The 16,056-nt window shown below is 41.5% G+C and carries 22 protein-coding genes and 4 pseudogenes; 7 read left to right on the top strand and 19 right to left on the bottom strand.

Annotated elements, in window-relative coordinates; all coding sequences use genetic code 11:
- Window positions 1-551: 551 nt before the first annotated feature.
- The 5 genes from V7K36_RS00110 to V7K36_RS00130 all read right to left on the bottom strand — a co-directional run bounded on the left by V7K36_RS00110 (window position 552) and on the right by V7K36_RS00130 (window position 4,231).
- Entirely contained in the window at window positions 552-1,430 is an 879-nt protein-coding gene (locus V7K36_RS00110) for an FHA domain-containing protein (RefSeq protein WP_335112159.1), read from the bottom strand.
- Between the two features lie 154 nt (window positions 1,431-1,584).
- The gene (locus V7K36_RS00115) at window positions 1,585-1,716 is read right to left on the bottom strand and encodes a hypothetical protein (protein WP_335112161.1); all 132 of its coding nucleotides are present in this window, start codon (window positions 1,714-1,716) and stop codon (window positions 1,585-1,587) included.
- Window positions 1,713-2,435, bottom strand: coding sequence for a 6-phosphogluconolactonase (gene pgl / locus V7K36_RS00120; RefSeq protein ID WP_335112163.1), 723 nt, complete (start codon window positions 2,433-2,435; stop codon window positions 1,713-1,715). The genes V7K36_RS00115 and pgl overlap by 4 nt, the downstream gene beginning before the upstream one ends.
- Window positions 2,436-2,705: 270 nt before the next feature.
- On the bottom strand, window positions 2,706-3,449 hold the full coding sequence (rph, locus tag V7K36_RS00125; RefSeq protein WP_335112165.1) for a ribonuclease PH: 744 nt from the start codon (window positions 3,447-3,449) through the stop codon (window positions 2,706-2,708).
- A gap of 158 nt (window positions 3,450-3,607) precedes the next feature.
- Window positions 3,608-4,231: an adenylate kinase family protein gene (locus V7K36_RS00130; protein ID WP_335112167.1), complete on the bottom strand. Its 624-nt coding sequence runs from the start codon at window positions 4,229-4,231 to the stop codon at window positions 3,608-3,610.
- 331 nt (window positions 4,232-4,562) lie between these two features.
- Here V7K36_RS00130 and V7K36_RS00135 point away from each other — a divergent pair, with 331 nt between their 5' ends.
- Entirely contained in the window at window positions 4,563-5,099 is a 537-nt protein-coding gene (locus tag V7K36_RS00135; protein WP_335112169.1) for a P-loop NTPase family protein, read from the top strand.
- A gap of 92 nt (window positions 5,100-5,191) precedes the next feature.
- Entirely contained in the window at window positions 5,192-5,761 is a 570-nt protein-coding gene (dcd, locus tag V7K36_RS00140; RefSeq protein ID WP_335112262.1) for a dCTP deaminase, read from the top strand.
- Between the two features lie 23 nt (window positions 5,762-5,784).
- Here the strand turns inward: dcd and V7K36_RS00145 are convergent, their stop codons facing one another.
- The 8 genes and pseudogenes from V7K36_RS00145 to V7K36_RS00180 form a co-directional block, all read right to left on the bottom strand.
- Entirely contained in the window at window positions 5,785-6,279 is a 495-nt protein-coding gene (locus V7K36_RS00145; RefSeq protein WP_335112171.1) for a hypothetical protein, read from the bottom strand.
- 62 nt (window positions 6,280-6,341) lie between these two features.
- Window positions 6,342-6,677, bottom strand: coding sequence for a XisI protein (locus V7K36_RS00150; protein ID WP_335112173.1), 336 nt, complete (start codon window positions 6,675-6,677; stop codon window positions 6,342-6,344).
- Window positions 6,665-7,081, bottom strand: coding sequence for a XisH family protein (locus tag V7K36_RS00155; RefSeq protein ID WP_335112175.1), 417 nt, complete (start codon window positions 7,079-7,081; stop codon window positions 6,665-6,667). Before V7K36_RS00155 ends, V7K36_RS00150 begins: the two co-directional genes overlap by 13 nt.
- 289 nt (window positions 7,082-7,370) lie before the next feature.
- Window positions 7,371-7,703 carry a XisI protein gene (locus V7K36_RS00160; protein ID WP_334824976.1) on the bottom strand — a complete coding sequence of 111 codons (333 nt, stop codon included), beginning with the start codon at window positions 7,701-7,703 and terminating at the stop codon, window positions 7,371-7,373.
- The gene (locus V7K36_RS00165; protein WP_334945566.1) at window positions 7,694-8,101 is read right to left on the bottom strand and encodes a XisH family protein; all 408 of its coding nucleotides are present in this window, start codon (window positions 8,099-8,101) and stop codon (window positions 7,694-7,696) included. Before V7K36_RS00165 ends, V7K36_RS00160 begins: the two co-directional genes overlap by 10 nt.
- A 55-nt stretch (window positions 8,102-8,156) precedes the next feature.
- A pseudogene (gene thyX, locus V7K36_RS00170) lies at window positions 8,157-8,591 on the bottom strand (FAD-dependent thymidylate synthase); the annotation flags it as partial.
- Window positions 8,592-8,594: 3 nt separating this feature from the next.
- Window positions 8,595-9,386 (bottom strand): annotated as a pseudogene (locus tag V7K36_RS00175) (FAD-dependent thymidylate synthase); the annotation flags it as partial.
- Window positions 9,363-9,650: pseudogene (locus V7K36_RS00180) on the bottom strand (FAD-dependent thymidylate synthase); the annotation flags it as partial. The pseudogenes V7K36_RS00180 and V7K36_RS00175, both read right to left, overlap by 24 nt.
- 194 nt (window positions 9,651-9,844) lie before the next feature.
- Here V7K36_RS00180 and V7K36_RS00185 point away from each other — a divergent pair.
- From V7K36_RS00185 to V7K36_RS00195, 3 genes are all read left to right on the top strand, one after another.
- Window positions 9,845-10,060, top strand: coding sequence for a high light inducible protein (locus V7K36_RS00185; RefSeq protein ID WP_335112177.1), 216 nt, complete (start codon window positions 9,845-9,847; stop codon window positions 10,058-10,060).
- A 144-nt stretch (window positions 10,061-10,204) separates the two neighbouring features.
- Complete coding sequence (locus V7K36_RS00190; protein ID WP_335112179.1) at window positions 10,205-10,786, top strand: thioredoxin family protein; 582 nt, start codon at window positions 10,205-10,207, stop codon at window positions 10,784-10,786.
- Entirely contained in the window at window positions 10,779-11,009 is a 231-nt protein-coding gene (locus V7K36_RS00195; RefSeq protein WP_335112181.1) for a hypothetical protein, read from the top strand. The genes V7K36_RS00190 and V7K36_RS00195 overlap by 8 nt, the downstream gene beginning before the upstream one ends.
- Here the strand turns inward: V7K36_RS00195 and V7K36_RS00200 are convergent.
- A complete protein-coding gene (locus V7K36_RS00200; protein ID WP_334824965.1) occupies window positions 10,999-11,511 on the bottom strand; it encodes a hypothetical protein in 513 nt (170 codons plus the stop codon). The two genes, V7K36_RS00195 and V7K36_RS00200, sit on opposite strands and share 11 nt — an antisense overlap.
- Before the next feature lie 415 nt (window positions 11,512-11,926).
- Between V7K36_RS00200 and V7K36_RS33890 the strand changes: the two are divergent.
- Window positions 11,927-12,193 (top strand): annotated as a pseudogene (locus V7K36_RS33890) (3-phosphoshikimate 1-carboxyvinyltransferase); the annotation flags it as partial.
- A gap of 499 nt (window positions 12,194-12,692) precedes the next feature.
- Here the strand turns inward: V7K36_RS33890 and gatC are convergent.
- The 3 genes from gatC to V7K36_RS00215 all read right to left on the bottom strand — a co-directional run bounded on the left by gatC (window position 12,693) and on the right by V7K36_RS00215 (window position 14,455).
- Window positions 12,693-12,983 carry an Asp-tRNA(Asn)/Glu-tRNA(Gln) amidotransferase subunit GatC gene (gene gatC / locus V7K36_RS00205; RefSeq protein ID WP_334824961.1) on the bottom strand — a complete coding sequence of 97 codons (291 nt, stop codon included), beginning with the start codon at window positions 12,981-12,983 and terminating at the stop codon, window positions 12,693-12,695.
- A gap of 76 nt (window positions 12,984-13,059) precedes the next feature.
- Window positions 13,060-13,581, bottom strand: a complete 522-nt coding sequence (locus tag V7K36_RS00210; RefSeq protein WP_335112183.1) for a photosystem I assembly protein Ycf3 — start codon at window positions 13,579-13,581, stop codon at window positions 13,060-13,062.
- A 148-nt stretch (window positions 13,582-13,729) separates the two neighbouring features.
- Entirely contained in the window at window positions 13,730-14,455 is a 726-nt protein-coding gene (locus V7K36_RS00215) for an SOS response-associated peptidase (protein WP_335112185.1), read from the bottom strand.
- A 201-nt stretch (window positions 14,456-14,656) separates the two neighbouring features.
- Between V7K36_RS00215 and V7K36_RS00220 the strand changes: the two genes are divergently transcribed.
- Window positions 14,657-15,268: a glutathione S-transferase family protein gene (locus V7K36_RS00220; protein WP_335112187.1), complete on the top strand. Its 612-nt coding sequence runs from the start codon at window positions 14,657-14,659 to the stop codon at window positions 15,266-15,268.
- A gap of 88 nt (window positions 15,269-15,356) precedes the next feature.
- Here the strand turns inward: V7K36_RS00220 and V7K36_RS00225 are convergent, their stop codons facing one another.
- A complete protein-coding gene (locus V7K36_RS00225) occupies window positions 15,357-15,584 on the bottom strand; it encodes a DUF167 domain-containing protein (RefSeq protein WP_335112189.1) in 228 nt (75 codons plus the stop codon).
- On the bottom strand, window positions 15,562-15,978 hold the full coding sequence (locus V7K36_RS00230) for a ribosomal maturation YjgA family protein (RefSeq protein WP_335112191.1): 417 nt from the start codon (window positions 15,976-15,978) through the stop codon (window positions 15,562-15,564). The genes V7K36_RS00225 and V7K36_RS00230 overlap by 23 nt, the downstream gene beginning before the upstream one ends.
- Between the last annotated feature and the right edge of the window lie 78 nt (window positions 15,979-16,056).

Raw genomic sequence — 16,056 nt, forward strand, 5'->3', positions numbered from 1 at the left:
CTTTAATAAAACAATGGCTAAACCTTTTAAGTGGACTTACAAGGGTAAAGTCCTGGCTATCTAATAGTCTGTTTATTTCCGCCAAGCTGTACTAGACCGATACTTGTATCCGCATTGCCCGCGCTAACTCTGCCGCCTTCTCTGGACGGGAAAATTCTAGTGGAGGTAAGCTGTTCGACATTTAAATTGTATCTGCTGGGCGCTAGCAGTAGCTAGAGAACAGGGTTATCACAAAAATGAAGAGAAAATTATTGAGATTATTAATCAAATTAATAGTTGTTTATCTGCTTGATTGACTGAACCTTAGTTAGAGGTAAACAGCGATCGCTATTCCAGTACTATGGTTTTTGAGACTGTAAATATTGCAACAATAGTAAAGTTAATAATACTCCCCATAAAGGGGAGTTACTACATAGCATTTAACTACATAAAGTGAACAACATAGTTATCCGTCGCTTGTGTGATGCGGTTCATTTGTTTCTCCTCCAAAATGGATGTCGGAGGATGGGCAGAAAATGCTAAGACTGATGTCACAAATGATCGAGAATCAGTTAAGCAAGTTGAAACAGGAATGTCATTAAGTCTCCTTTACCCAAGCTGATGCGATCGCCTGGACGCAAGCGGTGACGATTCCCCGGTAAGAGTGGCAAATTATTAATATAAGTGCCATTAGAACTTCCCACATCTTCTACATAGTGAGCGTCTCCCTCGACGCGAATATCTGCATGAATCCGCGAGACAATTTCTGAATTGGGAAATCCTGAAACATCTATATCTGGGGGAATCCGATCATTGGGCTTGCCGATATGAATCACAGAGAGATTTTGCGGCAATTCAATTAAGAGATCGGTTTGAACGTGGATTAACCGCGCTGTAATCTGCTGTAATTGCGTTTTGGAAGCAGTTGCAGTTGCTGCTGGTGTTGCTGACGGGGGTACTTCCACTTCCGAGGCTGGCGCTGGTTCCAAAGGTGGTGGAGTAGGAATACTTGTTCCAGAGACTACGGGTTGAGCTGCGACGCTTGGCTCTGGTTCTGAGGGGCTGCTTTCTGTAACAGATACCTGTGGCGGAGCTTCTGGGGCAACTGCCACCTGTGTTGGTGGTAAAGATGAGCCGGAGGGATGGGAGTTAGTAGATTCGCTCATTCCTAAGGCATCTGGTTGTAAAAGTTCTAACAGTGGATCTGGTGAAACTAACGGCGGTACTTCCACAGGAATATCGGGAGTAACTGTTGCAGCTACCCCAGTATGAGCGTGTGGAATTCCTGCGGAATGAAGGTTATAGCCACACTGACCGCAGAATGCAGCATCTGCCTGCACAGTTGCCCCACAACTGGGACAGTTAGTAGTCGCAGGTAACGGTGTATAGCAAGCTTCACACTGGACAGCGCCATCAGGGTTGGGATGATTGCAATTAGGGCAGACGATCATCGATATTTAGCCTTTGTTCAAGATCATCATAGATGTTAGGTAGGACTGGCAAGCAGAGGGCGGCCCTAACTTTAGATTCTAGCAATTACTGCTCATGGAACAATGAATTGGACGCTCTGACGTGGGGAAAGGGAGTAGGGGAGTAGGGGAAGAACTATTGATCCATGCCCAATACTTCTCTACGAGAGGCTGCACCAACGGCAACGCTACTTCGACGTTGCTCACTACAAGTCAGTACAAGTGCCCAATGCCCAATGCCCCATGTCCAATGCCCAAGTTCAATCAATGTTGGAGTTCTAAACCTGCTGCTACATCCAGTAGCCACCAAAGTTCTCCTTGGGGCTGAATCAAGCGGGATGGGTAAGTGAAGTCATCGGCTACAGGTGCAAAGACTTGCGCCAAAGCTGGTCGTTTATTAGCACCAGCAACCAGAAAAATCACGCAACGAGCAGAGTTGATGAAGGGGTATGTGAAAGTTATCCTGGGATTTCCGTCTTTGTTACCCACGGTAACTAGGCGATCGCGTACTTTCAGAGCCTCTGTGTGGGGAAACAAAGATGCGGTATGTGCATCATCACCCATTCCTAGCAATACTACATCCAATGAGGGAAACTCGACCCCAGAAGAATTGAAAAATTCTTTGATCTGTTGTTCATACTTAGCAGCAGCCAGTTCTGGATTAGCTGACAAGGTTGGTACGGGGTGAATGTTAGCTGCTGGGATGTCAACACGATCTAGCCACGCCCGACGCGTCATCAGTTCATTGCTATCGGGATGATCTGATGGTACATAACGCTCATCCCCCCAGAATAGATGAATTTTATCCCAAGGCAGTTTTTGAGTAGCGATAGCTTCGTATAACGGTTTAGGTGTACTACCGCCAGATAAGGCGATGGTAAACTGCCCACGCTGCTCAATGGCAGTTTCTAACTTGGACAGAATTAATTCTAGCGCTCGTGCAACCAGCGCTGGCTGATCTGATAGAACTTCAACGGTTTTGTTCATGGCTTCATCATATTGCTCGCTTCCAGGAATACAATACCGAATTTATTACAATCCCCCTTTTTAACTTTTGAAACATTTAACATCCTGGATTAGGTAGGTTTTAAAAACGTAAACGCTCCTTATCACCTTCAACGCTAAGTTGTCAGTAGTCAGTCGCACTAACTACTAACTACTTTCATGATTATTTTTATTTACACCCAGTTACTTGATACTTTGTTGATTAACGCCACAGAGGATACATTTCTTAATTCTTATTAAAAATTAATAAAACTAATTAATCACAAACAACCCTTCCCAGTCAGCGATCGCTTCACGTTGGGCGATTAACAATTCCTGAATTCCCTTTTCGGCGACATCTAGCAGTTGATTCAACTGAGTACGGCTAAAGCTGCCTTCTTCGGCTGTTCCCTGGACTTCAATGATTCCCAGGTGTTGATTCATTACCACATTAAAATCTACTGTTGCAGCCACATCTTCGATATAATTCAGATCCAAAAATGGCTCTCCCTCCAGTAATCCTACGGAAACTGCTGCTACCTGTCCACACAATGGCGATCGCTCCAACAGGCCCTCCTGCAACAATTTAGAAATCGCATGAGCCAAAGCCACAAACGAGCCTGTAATCGCTGTTGTCCGAGTTCCAGCGTCTGCTTGCAACACATCGGCATCCACAGTTAGCGTGCGTTCTCCCAGTGCCTCAAAATCCACTGCTGCCCGTAAGCTGCGGCCAATTAAGCGTTGAATTTCTTGCGTCCGTCCAGATAATTTCAATAATTCCCTTTCTTGCCGTTTTTGGGTAGCAGATGGTAGCATTCGGTACTCAGCAGTTAACCAGCCTTTACCAGTTCCTTCGAGAAACTTCGGGACTCCTTTATTAACGCTAACAGTACAAAGTACCTGAGTATCACCGCATCTTGCGAGAACAGAACCTGGGGCAAAGCGGGTGAAACTGGGGTAAAAGCTGATCGGACGTAGTTCGTAGGGAATCCGACCATCTGGACGCTGCCAAGCCATTGGAGTTGCCTCAAGTTTTAGAATACTGCCTTCAGATTACCTTAGTGTTGCAAATCATCTAATTGAGGGGCATTGGGGATTGGGCATTGGGCATTAGTTATTTCCTTGTAACTCCTAACTCCTAACTCCTAACTCCTAACTCCAAAGTCAACATTCATCTAAGGAACTGAAAGCAGAGTCAAAATATTTTGCTGCACCATATCTGGTGACTGGTCGCCGTTGATGGTCAATAGGCGGCGACGACGATCGTAATATTCTAGGATAGGAATGGTGCGATCGTAGAATAATTCTACACGGCGTTGCACGATTTCCGGTTGGTCATCTGGTAGCGATCGCCCCAAGGATCGGCTAACCATGACAGCTTCTGGGACTTGGAGATAAATTGCCCAATCTAGCTTTTGCCCTAAATCATCCAAGAAAAAATCTAATTCTTCAGATTGGAAGGCAGTACGGGGATAGCCTTCTAACACCCAATCGCAGCTAATATCTGGTTGTCCGAGGCGTATTCGGATCAATTCAATGATCATTTCGTCTGGAACTAACTCCCCTTTTTGCATGTAGGAGCGTGCGTGGTAGCCTAGTTCACTCAGGCTAGCGTAAACCGAAAGACAAATCCGGGGATCGGCTTCCGACCATCGAAATTCCGAGAGGGGCTTCTCGCCAGATATTGCCTCCCGTAAAATCTCACCTGTAGAAATCAGAGGAATATCAAAGTATCTGCAAAGCCTTTGTGCTTGAGTGCTTTTACCCGATCCTGAACCTCCCAGAATCACCAATCTCACAACAATTCACTCCTCATCCTGTCAAATTCACTACTTGCTAAGTCTGTTTTGCCCAAACAACCGGTAAATCGAGCATTTAGCGGTTTTCAGACGTTATGCCCAGCTTTTTTAGATAATTGGAACTGTAACTCTTATGTTTTCATTTTTACAACTGCTTTCAGAGAAAAAACGAAAATAACTCTTGACTTCACCACAAACCTAGTGTTGACTAAGAATGCAATTTGCTAAATCCACCAAATCTGTGAAAAACAGATTAATTATACAGGCAGATTTGTAATAAGTAGCGCCAGCAGAAACCTTTAATTTATTGTAACTTTTTGAACTTAACCCTATGGTTGCCCAGCTAGAAACTCAAAGTATCAATTCAACCCTTACCTTACCATATCCAGTTGAAGGACTAGTGCAAGTTTTCACTAGCTCCAATCGCAACTTTTTTACAAGCGTTATGGCTCAATCACTGAGAATAGCTGGACAAGGAACGCCAGTATTAATAGTGCAGTTCCTCAAAGGAGGTATCCGTCAAGGACAGGATCGACCCATACAATTAGGACAAAATTTAGATTGGATTCGCTGTGATTTGCCTCGTTGTATCGATACGCCATATTTAAACGATACGGAAAACCAAAGTTTACAAAGACTGTGGCAATATACACAACAGGTAGTGTGTGAGAGTAAGTATTCTCTCGTTATCTTAGATGAGTTAAGTTTAGCGATTAACTTTGGTTTAATTCCTGAAACCGAAGTTTTAGCATTTCTGGCAAACCGCCCTCCCCAGGTCGATATCATTCTCACAGGGCCAGAGATGCCCAAATCTCTGTTGGATGTAGCAGATCAAATTACAGAGATTCGTCGGAGTTATCGACCTTAAACAAAATACTCAGTTCGTGCTAATATATCGAGTCTGTTTGAATTAACGTTATTAGCGAACTTGTGATTAAGAACGATATCTGGATTACTGAAATGGCTCAACAGGGTTTGATTTCGCCCTTTGAGCCAAGTTTAATCCGAAAAGTGCAAAAAGATGAGTCTGTAGCAGTTCAACCTGTAATTAGCTACGGTTTGTCTTCTTATGGGTACGATATACGCCTTTCCTCGGCTGAGTTCCGCATTTTTCGCCACATTCCCGGAACTGTAGTTGATCCCAAAAACTTTAATCCCCAGAATCTTGAGCCGACAGCAATGCATACAGATGCCAATGGCAGTTACTTTATTTTACCTGCTCATTCCTATGGACTTGGGGTTGCTCTAGAAAAGCTGGAGGTTCCTGAGAATATTACAGTAATTTGTATTGGAAAATCTACGTATGCACGTTGTGGCATAATAGCAAACCTAACGCCTGCTGAGGCTGCATGGCGGGGTCATCTAACTTTAGAATTTTCTAATTCTTCCAGCGCCGACTGTCGCATCTACGCTAATGAAGGTGTGGTGCAATTACTATTTTTAGAAGGCGAACCTTGTGCTATCAGTTATGAATCCCGTCAAGGTAAATATCAAGATCAGCTAGAGATTGTAACGTTGGCTCGTGTTTAGACTGAATGATATCTAAAAGAACTTTACACCAAAATAGAACTTAAATCTATTTTGGCAAGTCCGAGTTGGTTTGCAATTTGGACGTACTCATAAACTAAATAGTTGATATCAATAGTGGGAAGTTCGTTTGATACATAGTTTATTTTAGGAAGAGTAAAGCTTTTCTTAATCAAAGTTTTGGGAGGTAAACCAGGAAGTGAGAAAAAAATATTTAGGTTGTAAAAATACCCGTCTAAAGATTCAGAAACAGAACCTAAAAAAGAGTAAATGCTCCTACCTCCAGTACCGCCCTCAAACTGATAATTATTAATTCCTAGCTGATTACACCTCTTTAACAGATCAATAACTTCACTTTGCTTTGAAAGTAAAAACTTCTGCTCTACACTGATATTCATAAAATTTTGCAATTTTATCAAATTTTGTCTTGATTGTAGCTTAAAAAATTCTAAATTTTTAAACTTTAATGACTCAATTTGCTTAAAATGCCAATCTTGCCTTCCCCCAACACTGCTTTTCATACCATTGTGCGTAGGCGTAGCCCGTCGTAGACATCGCTCTAAATCTAGCCCTATAGATCGCTTTATCCCACTGCAAATTCTGTCAGCTTTCGCATATAAGGAGGCTGATATGCCAGCACTATATCCTGCTTAGGAATACCATACTCCACTAATTCATTAGCCACGCCAACCTCAGTACCATCATACTGAATCCAAATTTTCTGATCTCGAATATCTAGGTGAATTAAACAGCCATAAACCCGACGACGATTTTCCCAACCTGTATTTACAACTTGATAATGATTCTGTTGTAAATCAAAAATAGTTTGTCGTTCGATTTCACCATAGGCAGGTTTAATCTGAACGTGACTTGTCAAAACTCGCTGGATGATTTGCCGATACTCAGCTAGTTTATCCATTGTACAATTACCTCATTCTCAGGATCAAATACTAGTAGTTTCAATTGATATTCGTGAATACTCAGTTGTGGCAATTGCCGTGAGAAAAAATCCTCATAAGATGCTAGCGGAACTGCTAAATAGAGAACTCGCTCTGGTTCTTTCAGTTTTAGTGCTACTCGATAATTTAAACATTGTCCCAAAGCTGTATGAAACTCAGAAATAGCAGAAGGAGCAACAAAACTCTTGATTTCTACAGCAATTAGCTCCTCTTGCTTTTGGGCAGCAATTAACCGTTCTGTACCCAGATCAATTTGCAATTGTCCATCTGCTAAGTCAATAGACAGTGGATCGTGTGTAATTGTCCAGACATCTTTTTGCAAAGCCAATCTAACTAAATTATGGAAAATATCTCTTGCAGACATTCCTTAAAGTTTCAGTTGTTTTTTCTTCCCATACTGAGTTACTTTAATTTTAAATGAGATGAGAAAGGAATTACCCTATCTCATCTACCAAAATTCATCGATTACTTATCAATCCTAAATTGAGGGCATCGCCCATTTCGTCGCTTTACCCTACAGCAAATTCTGTCAACTTTCCTCTAAATATCCTGCTTAGGGATTTAGGGTGCTAACCTTGCCTTACCTAGACGCTGCTTTTCATATCATTGTGTGTAGGCGTAGCCCGTCCTAAACATCGCTCAATCTCCAAAGCTCAATTGATGGCAAACTCTGTAAATTGGCGCATATAGGGAGAGTGAAACGCCAAAACGATATCTTCTTTTGGTATACCCAGTTCGAGGAGTTGTGTCGCAATGCCGACTTCGGTTCCATCATGCTGTATCCAGATTTTACCATCTTTGATATCGAGATGCAGGCTGCATCCATGTGTTCGACGATTCCCGCGCCAGCCTGTATGTAGCAAGAGGTAGTGGTCGCGTTCCTGATCTAGAATGGCTTGTGTTTCCATTTCCTCTGGTGATAAGCCTCTTTTTGCTCGTTCTAAAATTAACTGTTGAATAATTTGACGGTACTGCTCTACAGCCATTGGACAATAACCTCCTGTTTTTCATCGTAAACCAGTAGGCGAATTTGAGTTCGTGAAATCACTGACCGGATAAAACGACGCTGAAAAAATGAGTTATGAATTGATTCAGGCACTGCAAGATAAAGTTTGCGTTCCGGTTCCAATTCTTCGAGAGCAAATTGATAATTGATAAATTGTCCAAGGGCTGTGTGGAATTCTGATACACTTGATCGCCCAATAAAACTCTTAATTTCAACTGCAATTTTTTCGCCTGCTCGTTCGGCAGCTAACATTTCTGCTGCCAAATCTATTTCAAAATCTACATCTCCAACGCTGATCTCGTAGGGATCGGCAGTAATTGACCATCCTTCTTTCTCCAAAGCCATTCTAACTGCATCGTGAAAGCGGTCTTTAGCCATTTAGCTTTTTGTGAGAATTGATCGGCACACTTGACTGGTATCTCAATTTTATCCATTAAGGTGCTAGTCTTGCCTTACCCAGACGCTGCTTTTCATACCATTGTGCGATCGCAGGTGCCCAATCTTCAAAATGAGGCCACATCATTTCACACAACTTTTGAATTTCAAATTGAGCGTCTTTCTTATTTCTCAGGTCACAAAAATGCAAGAAAGACCTTAAATTGAAACTAACTACAAAATGCTGGCGATAATCAAAAGGCACTTTACCTCTTGCGTGTTCTTCAGACATTCCAGCCTCAAAATCAGCTTTATATCGTTTAGCTGCTTCTAGACACCACTGCAAATCTGCTGCTCGTTGCTCTGGTGAATAGTGGTACTTTTTGCCTTGTCTATCAGTGTAATAACCAACGGGACGTAGGTAGAAAACGTCTTCTATGTCTTTTTTACCTTCTAATACATCAATAAATTGGTTGCCTGTGTAGCGGAAGGAATTGTGAACTACAATTCCGTTAGCGACAAAATTATGCCATGAACCATCAACTTCTAGATCATAAGTCATTTGTTGTCCAAGGTATTCTACACTCTTAACCTTGACTGGATGCGCCTGAAGCTTTTTACCCATAGGCTTCGGCTTGGAACGCCAAATTGCGGTTTCTAGGATTGGTTTGTAGGATTTAGCGAATTCAGCCTCTTGATTGTTTTGATGAATATATTCTTTAGATATGTGTGCAATTTCTAATGTAGAGAGTCCTTCTGCAATTTGAGATTTAAGCCATTCCCTGTTTTTGTAAAGCCCGTTGTCTACTACTACCAGACCATTACACATCAAGTTGCACAGCTTAGTCATTTTGACTACACTACCATCGTGATTAGTAACTAAACCAACAGCATCACCCATCCTTTCCCAGCCAACTGAAGTAAATAGGCGATGGTTAACAGTACAATCTAAAGTCTTTCTATCTTCTAAAGTTACCCGGTAAACGGGCTGAAGACCACTGCATATTACATCCTTAATATGCCCAATTTCAAATAAGCCAGTTTCTTCGTTTAGAACTCGCAAACGCATTTTGCGAATACGTTGTTTACAGTCACGTCGATACTGATCGGGTGGTTCTCCATTTCTACCGCGAATCGACCTTTGACAGATTGCTTTTTCCGCGTTAGTCCAAAGTTCGTATAGCTCCCCAATAGTTTTTTTCAAGTTTTGGTTACTTTCGCCTTTACAGTTAACAAAAGTGATTTCAGTATTAGTAGCCAAACATTGTACATCAAATGATACGCCCACACGATGAGTACGCGCCTGCTGCATGACACTGTGGGGAAAGTAGCCACAATTGAAAACAATCTGGGGATGCTCTAGAGGCCCATAGTGTCCCCTCTCACCGGCTAAAAGTCGCTTAACAATAACTTCGCCGCTTTGTGACTCCGAGGGCCAGGAGTCGCGTTCATCAAACACAAATCTATCAGTATAGTCCTGGTGCATCGCGGCATAAATCACCTGCTGCGGGTTTGGTGTTTTGGCAATAACCTCTACTCGAAATCGATGCATTAGTTTTTGGAAATGGATTTGTGACTGAAAGTGCTTATGCAGAAGCAGCGGAGCCTGTTCTTTAAACATGGCTTTGAACTCGATCCATTATCATATCTCTAGCTGGAACTTCTACTTGAGCAGATGAAGATACTTTACAAATATTAATATTTTTGTTACAGTTATTTACATAAAGATGAGACAGGGAAAAAACCATGCGTACAAACACTGGTATAATTGACGACCAAGGCAAACTGAACAACTTTGCGATCGAGCCAAGGGTTTATATAGATGAGCAAGGCGATCGCACAGGCTTCACTCCTTTTGCAGAACTGCTCAACGGTCGTTTGGCAATGATTGGTTTTGTCTCTCTGATAGCATTAGAAGTATTGACAGGACATGGCATCGTTGGTATTTTGACAAGCCTGTAAAAACTGATTCCTGTAACATAACTCTCAACAAATGTAAGAGACGGTAAATTTACCGTCTCTTAATTTATGGAAAACTTAGTGCTAGAGTAAAATATACTGATAGCAAAAGCTGTTAGTTATCAGCGTAAAGTTATCAAGTAAATTATGGCTTTAACTGCTTCAACGATGTTGCCGCTAGGCACAAAAGCACCAGATTTTGATCTACCGGAAGTAGTATCTGGAAAGGCAACTTCACTTTCTACCTTTGCAGATAAAAAAGCGCTGTTGGTAATGTTTATTTGTCGGCATTGCCCATTTGTAAAGCACGTCCAAAAAGAATTAGCGCAGTTAGGAAAAGATTATTTTACAGGTGATTTAGCGATCGTTGCCATTAGTGCTAACGATGCAAACAATTATCCAGATGATGCGCCAGACTCGTTACAAGCATTTGCCACAGAACAAGGGTTTAATTTTACCTTATGCTACGACGAGAGCCAGGAAACGGCAAAAGCTTACACCGCAGCTTGCACACCAGATTTTTTTCTATTTGATGACCAACGGCAACTTGTTTATCGGGGACAATTAGATGATAGCCGCCCCAGTAATGCTAAACCTGTAACTGGCGCAGATTTACGCGCAGCCATTGAAGCAGTGCTAGCGGGTAAACCTGTTACGAGTGAGCAAAAGCCGAGTGTTGGTTGCAATATTAAATGGAAACCTGGAAACCAACCCAGTTATTTTGGTTGAAAGGGATTGGGCTTTGGGCATGGGGCATGGGGCATGGGGCATGGGGCATGGGGCATGGGGCATTGGGCATTGGACATTGGGCATTGGACATTGGGCATTGGGCATTGGACATTACGTTAGTTATTCTTTCTTCCCCTGCTTCCCCTGCTTCCTCATTCTCCCCACTCCCTACTCCCTACTCCCTACTCCCTACTCCCTACTCCCCACAACTATCAGTGTTTAATTTCCAAATTAAGTATGTAGCATCCTAGTTGGACTTTTTCTGCCCACAATTCATATTCCAGACGCAAATGTTCTGGCAAGGGATGTCCGTTGAGAGTTAGGCTACTAGTAAAATTTCGTAAACGAATAGGATTGTTAGGTTGCAACGACTCAGTTGGCAACCAATAGCGACTAATGCCATAAACGCCCTGTTCCCAAAAGTGACGGTAACTCACTTGGGCGTTACCTTGCATAGTCATAATTACTCGGTAAGGGGAAATCTCCAGCCACAAAATTCTGGGACTGCTAGGAGCGTAAGCTTTGCTCTTACTTTGGGGAAGTGTGTCCTCTGGACTTAGGACACTCTCTACTTCGCAGCTAATTAGGGGCGGTGCAGTTAACAGCAAATGGAACCGGTCAGTGTCTTTTTGATACAATGTCCCGGCAGTTTCGACAACAGACCAAATTGGTAGGTCAGTGGAAATAAGTGATAAGCACACGGGCTTGCGGTGATGGGTCAGCATGGGAGCGATAAAGGCTAATAGCTATTGAACAAAGTGAAATGAACACTCTAGCTGTCTAATAGGTCAGGGTAAGAAACTAAATAGTAAAACAGGCTTAATATTAATGAATCCGCTAATTTGTTAAGCTACACAAATGCGGATATAAACAGGTAGAATCTCAGCTTAGACAGCAAAAACGATACTTTTTCTAGAAAAAGCTAATTCCTAAGTAAAGCTTGTAAATATTCTAAGGCTATAGCCTCAAAACAGTGGAAGTCGTTGTAGATGCTAAGAAACCTTCTTGAGGGAGACTTCCTGTAGATTGGAGTAAGTTTCATACAGCAAAAAGGGATAGGATACTAGGCAGGAAGTCACCAGCAGCAACTTTGTTTATTGCTGCTGAACTTCCGGTGTATTCAAAAGCCAGTGTATCCTAATGTCGGCTTCTGTTATAACCGTAGAAACTCACGAAGACCTTTCTTACAAGTTAATTATTCAGTAGCCCCATTTTGGCTCTCTTTACGGGGTCGCATCCGGGTATCTGTGGATAAATAAATCTATCTCTCACCGTGCCTTAATGTTGGGCGCTCTAGCCGAAGGTGAAACCGAAATTCAGTAACTTCTCTTAGGAGAAGAACTCCGCAGCACTGGTAGTTGTTTTCAAGCTATAGATGCCCAAATTTCGGAAATGAGACTCAAATTTGAATTATCAAGGGTAATTATTTAGCGTCCTTAGCAATTCCAATTTTGCATTTACAGCATTTTCAGGTTTATAGACCATAGTTAGGACAGGCTACTTAAACGCTACTGGCATATTGTAAATTTGAGTAGTTGTACTTGATTACGGATGTTTTAGCAAAATCAACGTTTTTACAGCAGATTGCAACAAGCGTGAGGTACAGATTATTGTAGGGGCACAATAATCTGTACCTCATTTACCTGAAAAACGCTGTAAATTTTTTGCCGACAGCCGACATAGAATTAACTTATACTCCTTTTTGTATATCATACTTGTGTATGTGTGACTTATAATATTTATAATTAAAATTATCTGGATTTTTATCTACAGTAAAGTTTCAATATGGGACTTCCAATTAAAAAATATTCAACCTAATAGAGTACGTTAAGTAGAACACTTTAACGCAGCATTTATTATACAAATAGATCGGCATAAATATTTGCCGTTAGTCAATAGCTTTCGACTATTCAGCATTGAGAATTTTTGGTACTTTGAAAAATTCGCCTTCCTGTTCAGGTGCACTGTTGAGAATACTTTCCCGGTCAGGATAGGGTTGTAATTCATCCTCTCGTGTGATGTTGCTGACATCAATTGCCCGTGTTGTTGGGGCCACATTACTGACATCAAGTTCATTCAACTGTTCAATATAATCCAGAATACTTCCCAACTGAGTAGTGAATTGTTCCTCTTCTTCTGGAGTCAATTCTAAACGGGCAAGATTAGCTACTTTGTGAACTTGTTCTTGGTCAATCATAATTTGTCATTGGTCATTGGTCATTGGTCATTGGTCATTAGTCCTTAGCAAATGACAAAGAACTAATGACTAATGACTAAAAGAATACGTCAATTTGCGATCGCTTAGTGGTTTTCAGCCAGTTTTGGGCTTCGATATAGTTATTGGGAGCCATGCGAATAGCTCGAATCCAATAGTCTGCTGCTTGGTCAAACAGTGCTTCACCAGCCTCGTTATCTCCAGCTTCTTTCTCTTTTTCGCCTTGGTAGTGATAAATCACGGCGATGTTGTTCAAGGCTTGGGGCATGCGTGGGTTTAACTCAACTGCCTGGTGATATAGTTCTAAAGCTTTGTTGTGGTCGCCATTGCTGGCATAGATTAGCCCCATATTGTAGAGAATATAGCCGCGATCGTTGGTGTCTTCCTCTAGTGTTAGAGCTTCTTCATAGTATTCCAATGCTTCAGCATATTCCCCTTCTGCTTGGGCTGACATCCCATCTCGATAATAAACAAACGCTTCTTTAGCTTTTTTGTTGGTTGGCAGAATCTTCAAGATGATATCCGCCATCACTGTAAAGGATTTGTCAATAAAATTATCGTTTTTTTGCGTTCTTGGCATATTTGTTTCTGGGTATTGGGGATTGGGTATTGGGGATTGGGTATTGGGGATTGGGCATGGGGCATTGGGAAAACACTTTCTTTATCCCCTTGTCTCTCTTGTCTTCCCCATCTCCCTCATCTCCCCAATCACCTAGCACACTCAATAGCTAATTTAACTGATTTGCGGGTGCATTTTTCTCACTGAGGGGTATGATGCATTGCGGACTGTTATGCCGAGAGTTGTTTACCAAGGTGCTAACTGGATAGGCAGTCATTGCTGGGGCTGGATAGGGATGCAATAGCTGCTGTAGGGTTTGGGGTGTTTGCACTTGGGAATCTAGCCATAAATCGTAATCTTCTGGCTCTAAAATCACTGGCATCCGCTCGTGGATGGGTTGGAGTAATTCGTTAGCTGCCGTTGTCAAAATTGTACAAGAGATTATTTCCTCGTTAACAGGCGTTCCCGCTTCGGGTTGCCGTAGGCATCGCCATTTCTCCCACAAACCTGCAAAGGCGAAGGGTTGCCCATCTTGAAGGCGAAAATAAAATGGCTGCTTCTTACCTTGTTGCCGTTGCCACTCATAAAAGCCATCAGCTAGCACTAAACAGCGTCTGTGCTTAAAAGCCGAACGAAAAGCGGGTTTTTCGGCAACAGTTTCTGCCCTAGCGTTAATCAGCTTTGCCCCCATTCCTGCATCTTTCGCCCATGAAGGAATTAAACCCCAATGCAATTGCTTAAATTCACGCTTTTGGCTTTCGGGATTTTGTAACACTGTTGCCACCATTTGCGTAGGTGCAATGTTATATTCTGCTGCTAAATCTGGCACTGACTCAACACGGAAAAATTGAGTTAAACTTGCTGCCGACTGGTTTAGAGTAAATCTTCCACACATACTTTTATTTTCAACCACCTACTTAAGTTAAACATCTCAATTTAGAAATAAATAATACTTTTTTTATTTTCTTGAATGATTTTATCTAGAACTCAGAAGCCAAATATCAAAATAATTATCCGGTTTTGGGAAAATCTTTTGGTAAGATATTGTATTTTGATCCTTCAATTATCGACATATTCTTCTTAACTGTATTTTAGCATGGAACTACTGCGTTTGTACGATTTTTTACCTTCTGGTAATGGTTATAAGATACGTCTTTTATTGACACAACTAGGTATACCTTTTGAGAGGGTAGAGCTTAACATCTTGAAAGGCGAGACTCGAACACCAGAATTTTTAAGTAAAAATCCTAATGGTAAGATACCCGTTCTGGAAATTAAGCCAGGGAAATACTTGGCAGAATCAAATGCCATATTAGTGTATCTGAGTGAATGCACAGAATTTTTACCCTATGACCGATTTTTACGAGCGCAGGTGCTGCAATGGTTATGTTTTGAACAGTATAGCCATGAACCTTTTATTGCTACATTAAGATTTTGGATTTCTATTTTAGGTAAAACTGAAGAATATAGTGAAGCTATCAAGCAAAAACGTGAATCAGGTTATGCAGCACTTAACTTGATGGAAAAACATTTAAGTTCTCACACTTTTTTTGTGGGTGAGCGTTACACAATTGCGGATATCGCCTTGTTTGCTTACACTCATGTATCTGATGAAGGTGGGTTCAATTTAACACAATTTCCTGCTATCCAAGCTTGGATAGAAAAAGTCAAAGCTCAACCCAGGTATATCAGTATTACACAAGCTTAAACAATTCCTAACTTAAAATTCAAAATGAATATAGCGTAAGCGTTTGATTGATTTGTTGAAATGGGTGGTTTATTTCCGCCACATTCTACTAGATATCTCTATCAATTTCGATCAGCTTTTGCCGGGCAGACAAGCCTGACTTAATTCTGATCTGAGATTTATTTACATCAAATTTATTTGCTAGTAGTTTAATTAACTCTTCATTCGCTTTGCCATCAACTGGGGGCGATTTTAAATACACAGTCAGACTGCCATCAGGTTGTTCTTCAATCTTTTGCTGTTTTGAATTAGGTTTAACCTTGACTTTTTTTTGCATAACCTATTCCCTGTAATTGTCGCAGCCACAACCAACCTAAAATAGAACCCAATACATAATGAGGAAAATCCCACCAAACAAAGGTAGTACCAAGTAACAATTTACCTATCAAGGTAGCGCGAATCTCCTCTAATAGGGGCGGATGCCAAAGTTGCAAGAATTCTAGTATACAAGTAATGACAAAAACCCATAGAGGAATTTGGATTACTGCTGCCGGACTTCTGAAAAACCAAAATGCGAATAGACACCAAAATATTTCGTAAAATATAGCGGCTCCGTAGTCATTAAACCAATGATGGGCAGGCCCAGTGTAGTACTTAAACAAAAAGCCCATCGGTACAACGATGAGCAGAGAAAGAATAATAAATATTGTTTGGTTAAGGTTTCGGCGCATTTTCTGAAAGTTTAGAGACTAAGCAAAATTTTAGCCTCTGCATAGTCGTTTCTCAATAATTCGTAATATTGAATGTTA

It is taken from the genome of Nostoc sp. (assembly GCF_036919555.1).
In the GTDB taxonomy this organism is placed as follows: domain Bacteria; phylum Cyanobacteriota; class Cyanobacteriia; order Cyanobacteriales; family Nostocaceae; genus Nostoc.

Coding starts and splice junctions, on each gene's coding strand:
- V7K36_RS00160 (WP_334824976.1), bottom strand. CDS start 7,703: ATGGCTGTAGAGCAGTACCGTCAAATTATTCAACAGTTAATTTTAGAA.
- V7K36_RS00225 (WP_335112189.1), bottom strand. CDS start 15,584: ATGCAAAAAAAAGTCAAGGTTAAACCTAATTCAAAACAGCAAAAGATT.
- V7K36_RS00150 (WP_335112173.1), bottom strand. CDS start 6,677: ATGGATAAACTAGCTGAGTATCGGCAAATCATCCAGCGAGTTTTGACA.
- V7K36_RS00145 (WP_335112171.1), bottom strand. CDS start 6,279: ATGAAAAGCAGTGTTGGGGGAAGGCAAGATTGGCATTTTAAGCAAATT.
- V7K36_RS00215 (WP_335112185.1), bottom strand. CDS start 14,455: ATGTGTGGAAGATTTACTCTAAACCAGTCGGCAGCAAGTTTAACTCAA.
- gatC (WP_334824961.1), bottom strand. CDS start 12,983: ATGATTGACCAAGAACAAGTTCACAAAGTAGCTAATCTTGCCCGTTTA.
- pgl (WP_335112163.1), bottom strand. CDS start 2,435: ATGAACAAAACCGTTGAAGTTCTATCAGATCAGCCAGCGCTGGTTGCA.
- V7K36_RS00190 (WP_335112179.1), top strand. CDS start 10,205: ATGGCTTTAACTGCTTCAACGATGTTGCCGCTAGGCACAAAAGCACCA.
- V7K36_RS00165 (WP_334945566.1), bottom strand. CDS start 8,101: ATGGCTAAAGACCGCTTTCACGATGCAGTTAGAATGGCTTTGGAGAAA.
- V7K36_RS00185 (WP_335112177.1), top strand. CDS start 9,845: ATGCGTACAAACACTGGTATAATTGACGACCAAGGCAAACTGAACAAC.
- rph (WP_335112165.1), bottom strand. CDS start 3,449: ATGGCTTGGCAGCGTCCAGATGGTCGGATTCCCTACGAACTACGTCCG.
- dcd (WP_335112262.1), top strand. CDS start 5,192: ATGGCTCAACAGGGTTTGATTTCGCCCTTTGAGCCAAGTTTAATCCGA.
- V7K36_RS00155 (WP_335112175.1), bottom strand. CDS start 7,081: ATGTCTGCAAGAGATATTTTCCATAATTTAGTTAGATTGGCTTTGCAA.
- V7K36_RS00135 (WP_335112169.1), top strand. CDS start 4,563: ATGGTTGCCCAGCTAGAAACTCAAAGTATCAATTCAACCCTTACCTTA.
- V7K36_RS00110 (WP_335112159.1), bottom strand. CDS start 1,430: ATGATCGTCTGCCCTAATTGCAATCATCCCAACCCTGATGGCGCTGTC.
- V7K36_RS00200 (WP_334824965.1), bottom strand. CDS start 11,511: ATGCTGACCCATCACCGCAAGCCCGTGTGCTTATCACTTATTTCCACT.
- V7K36_RS00230 (WP_335112191.1), bottom strand. CDS start 15,978: ATGCGCCGAAACCTTAACCAAACAATATTTATTATTCTTTCTCTGCTC.
- V7K36_RS00210 (WP_335112183.1), bottom strand. CDS start 13,581: ATGCCAAGAACGCAAAAAAACGATAATTTTATTGACAAATCCTTTACA.
- V7K36_RS00220 (WP_335112187.1), top strand. CDS start 14,657: ATGGAACTACTGCGTTTGTACGATTTTTTACCTTCTGGTAATGGTTAT.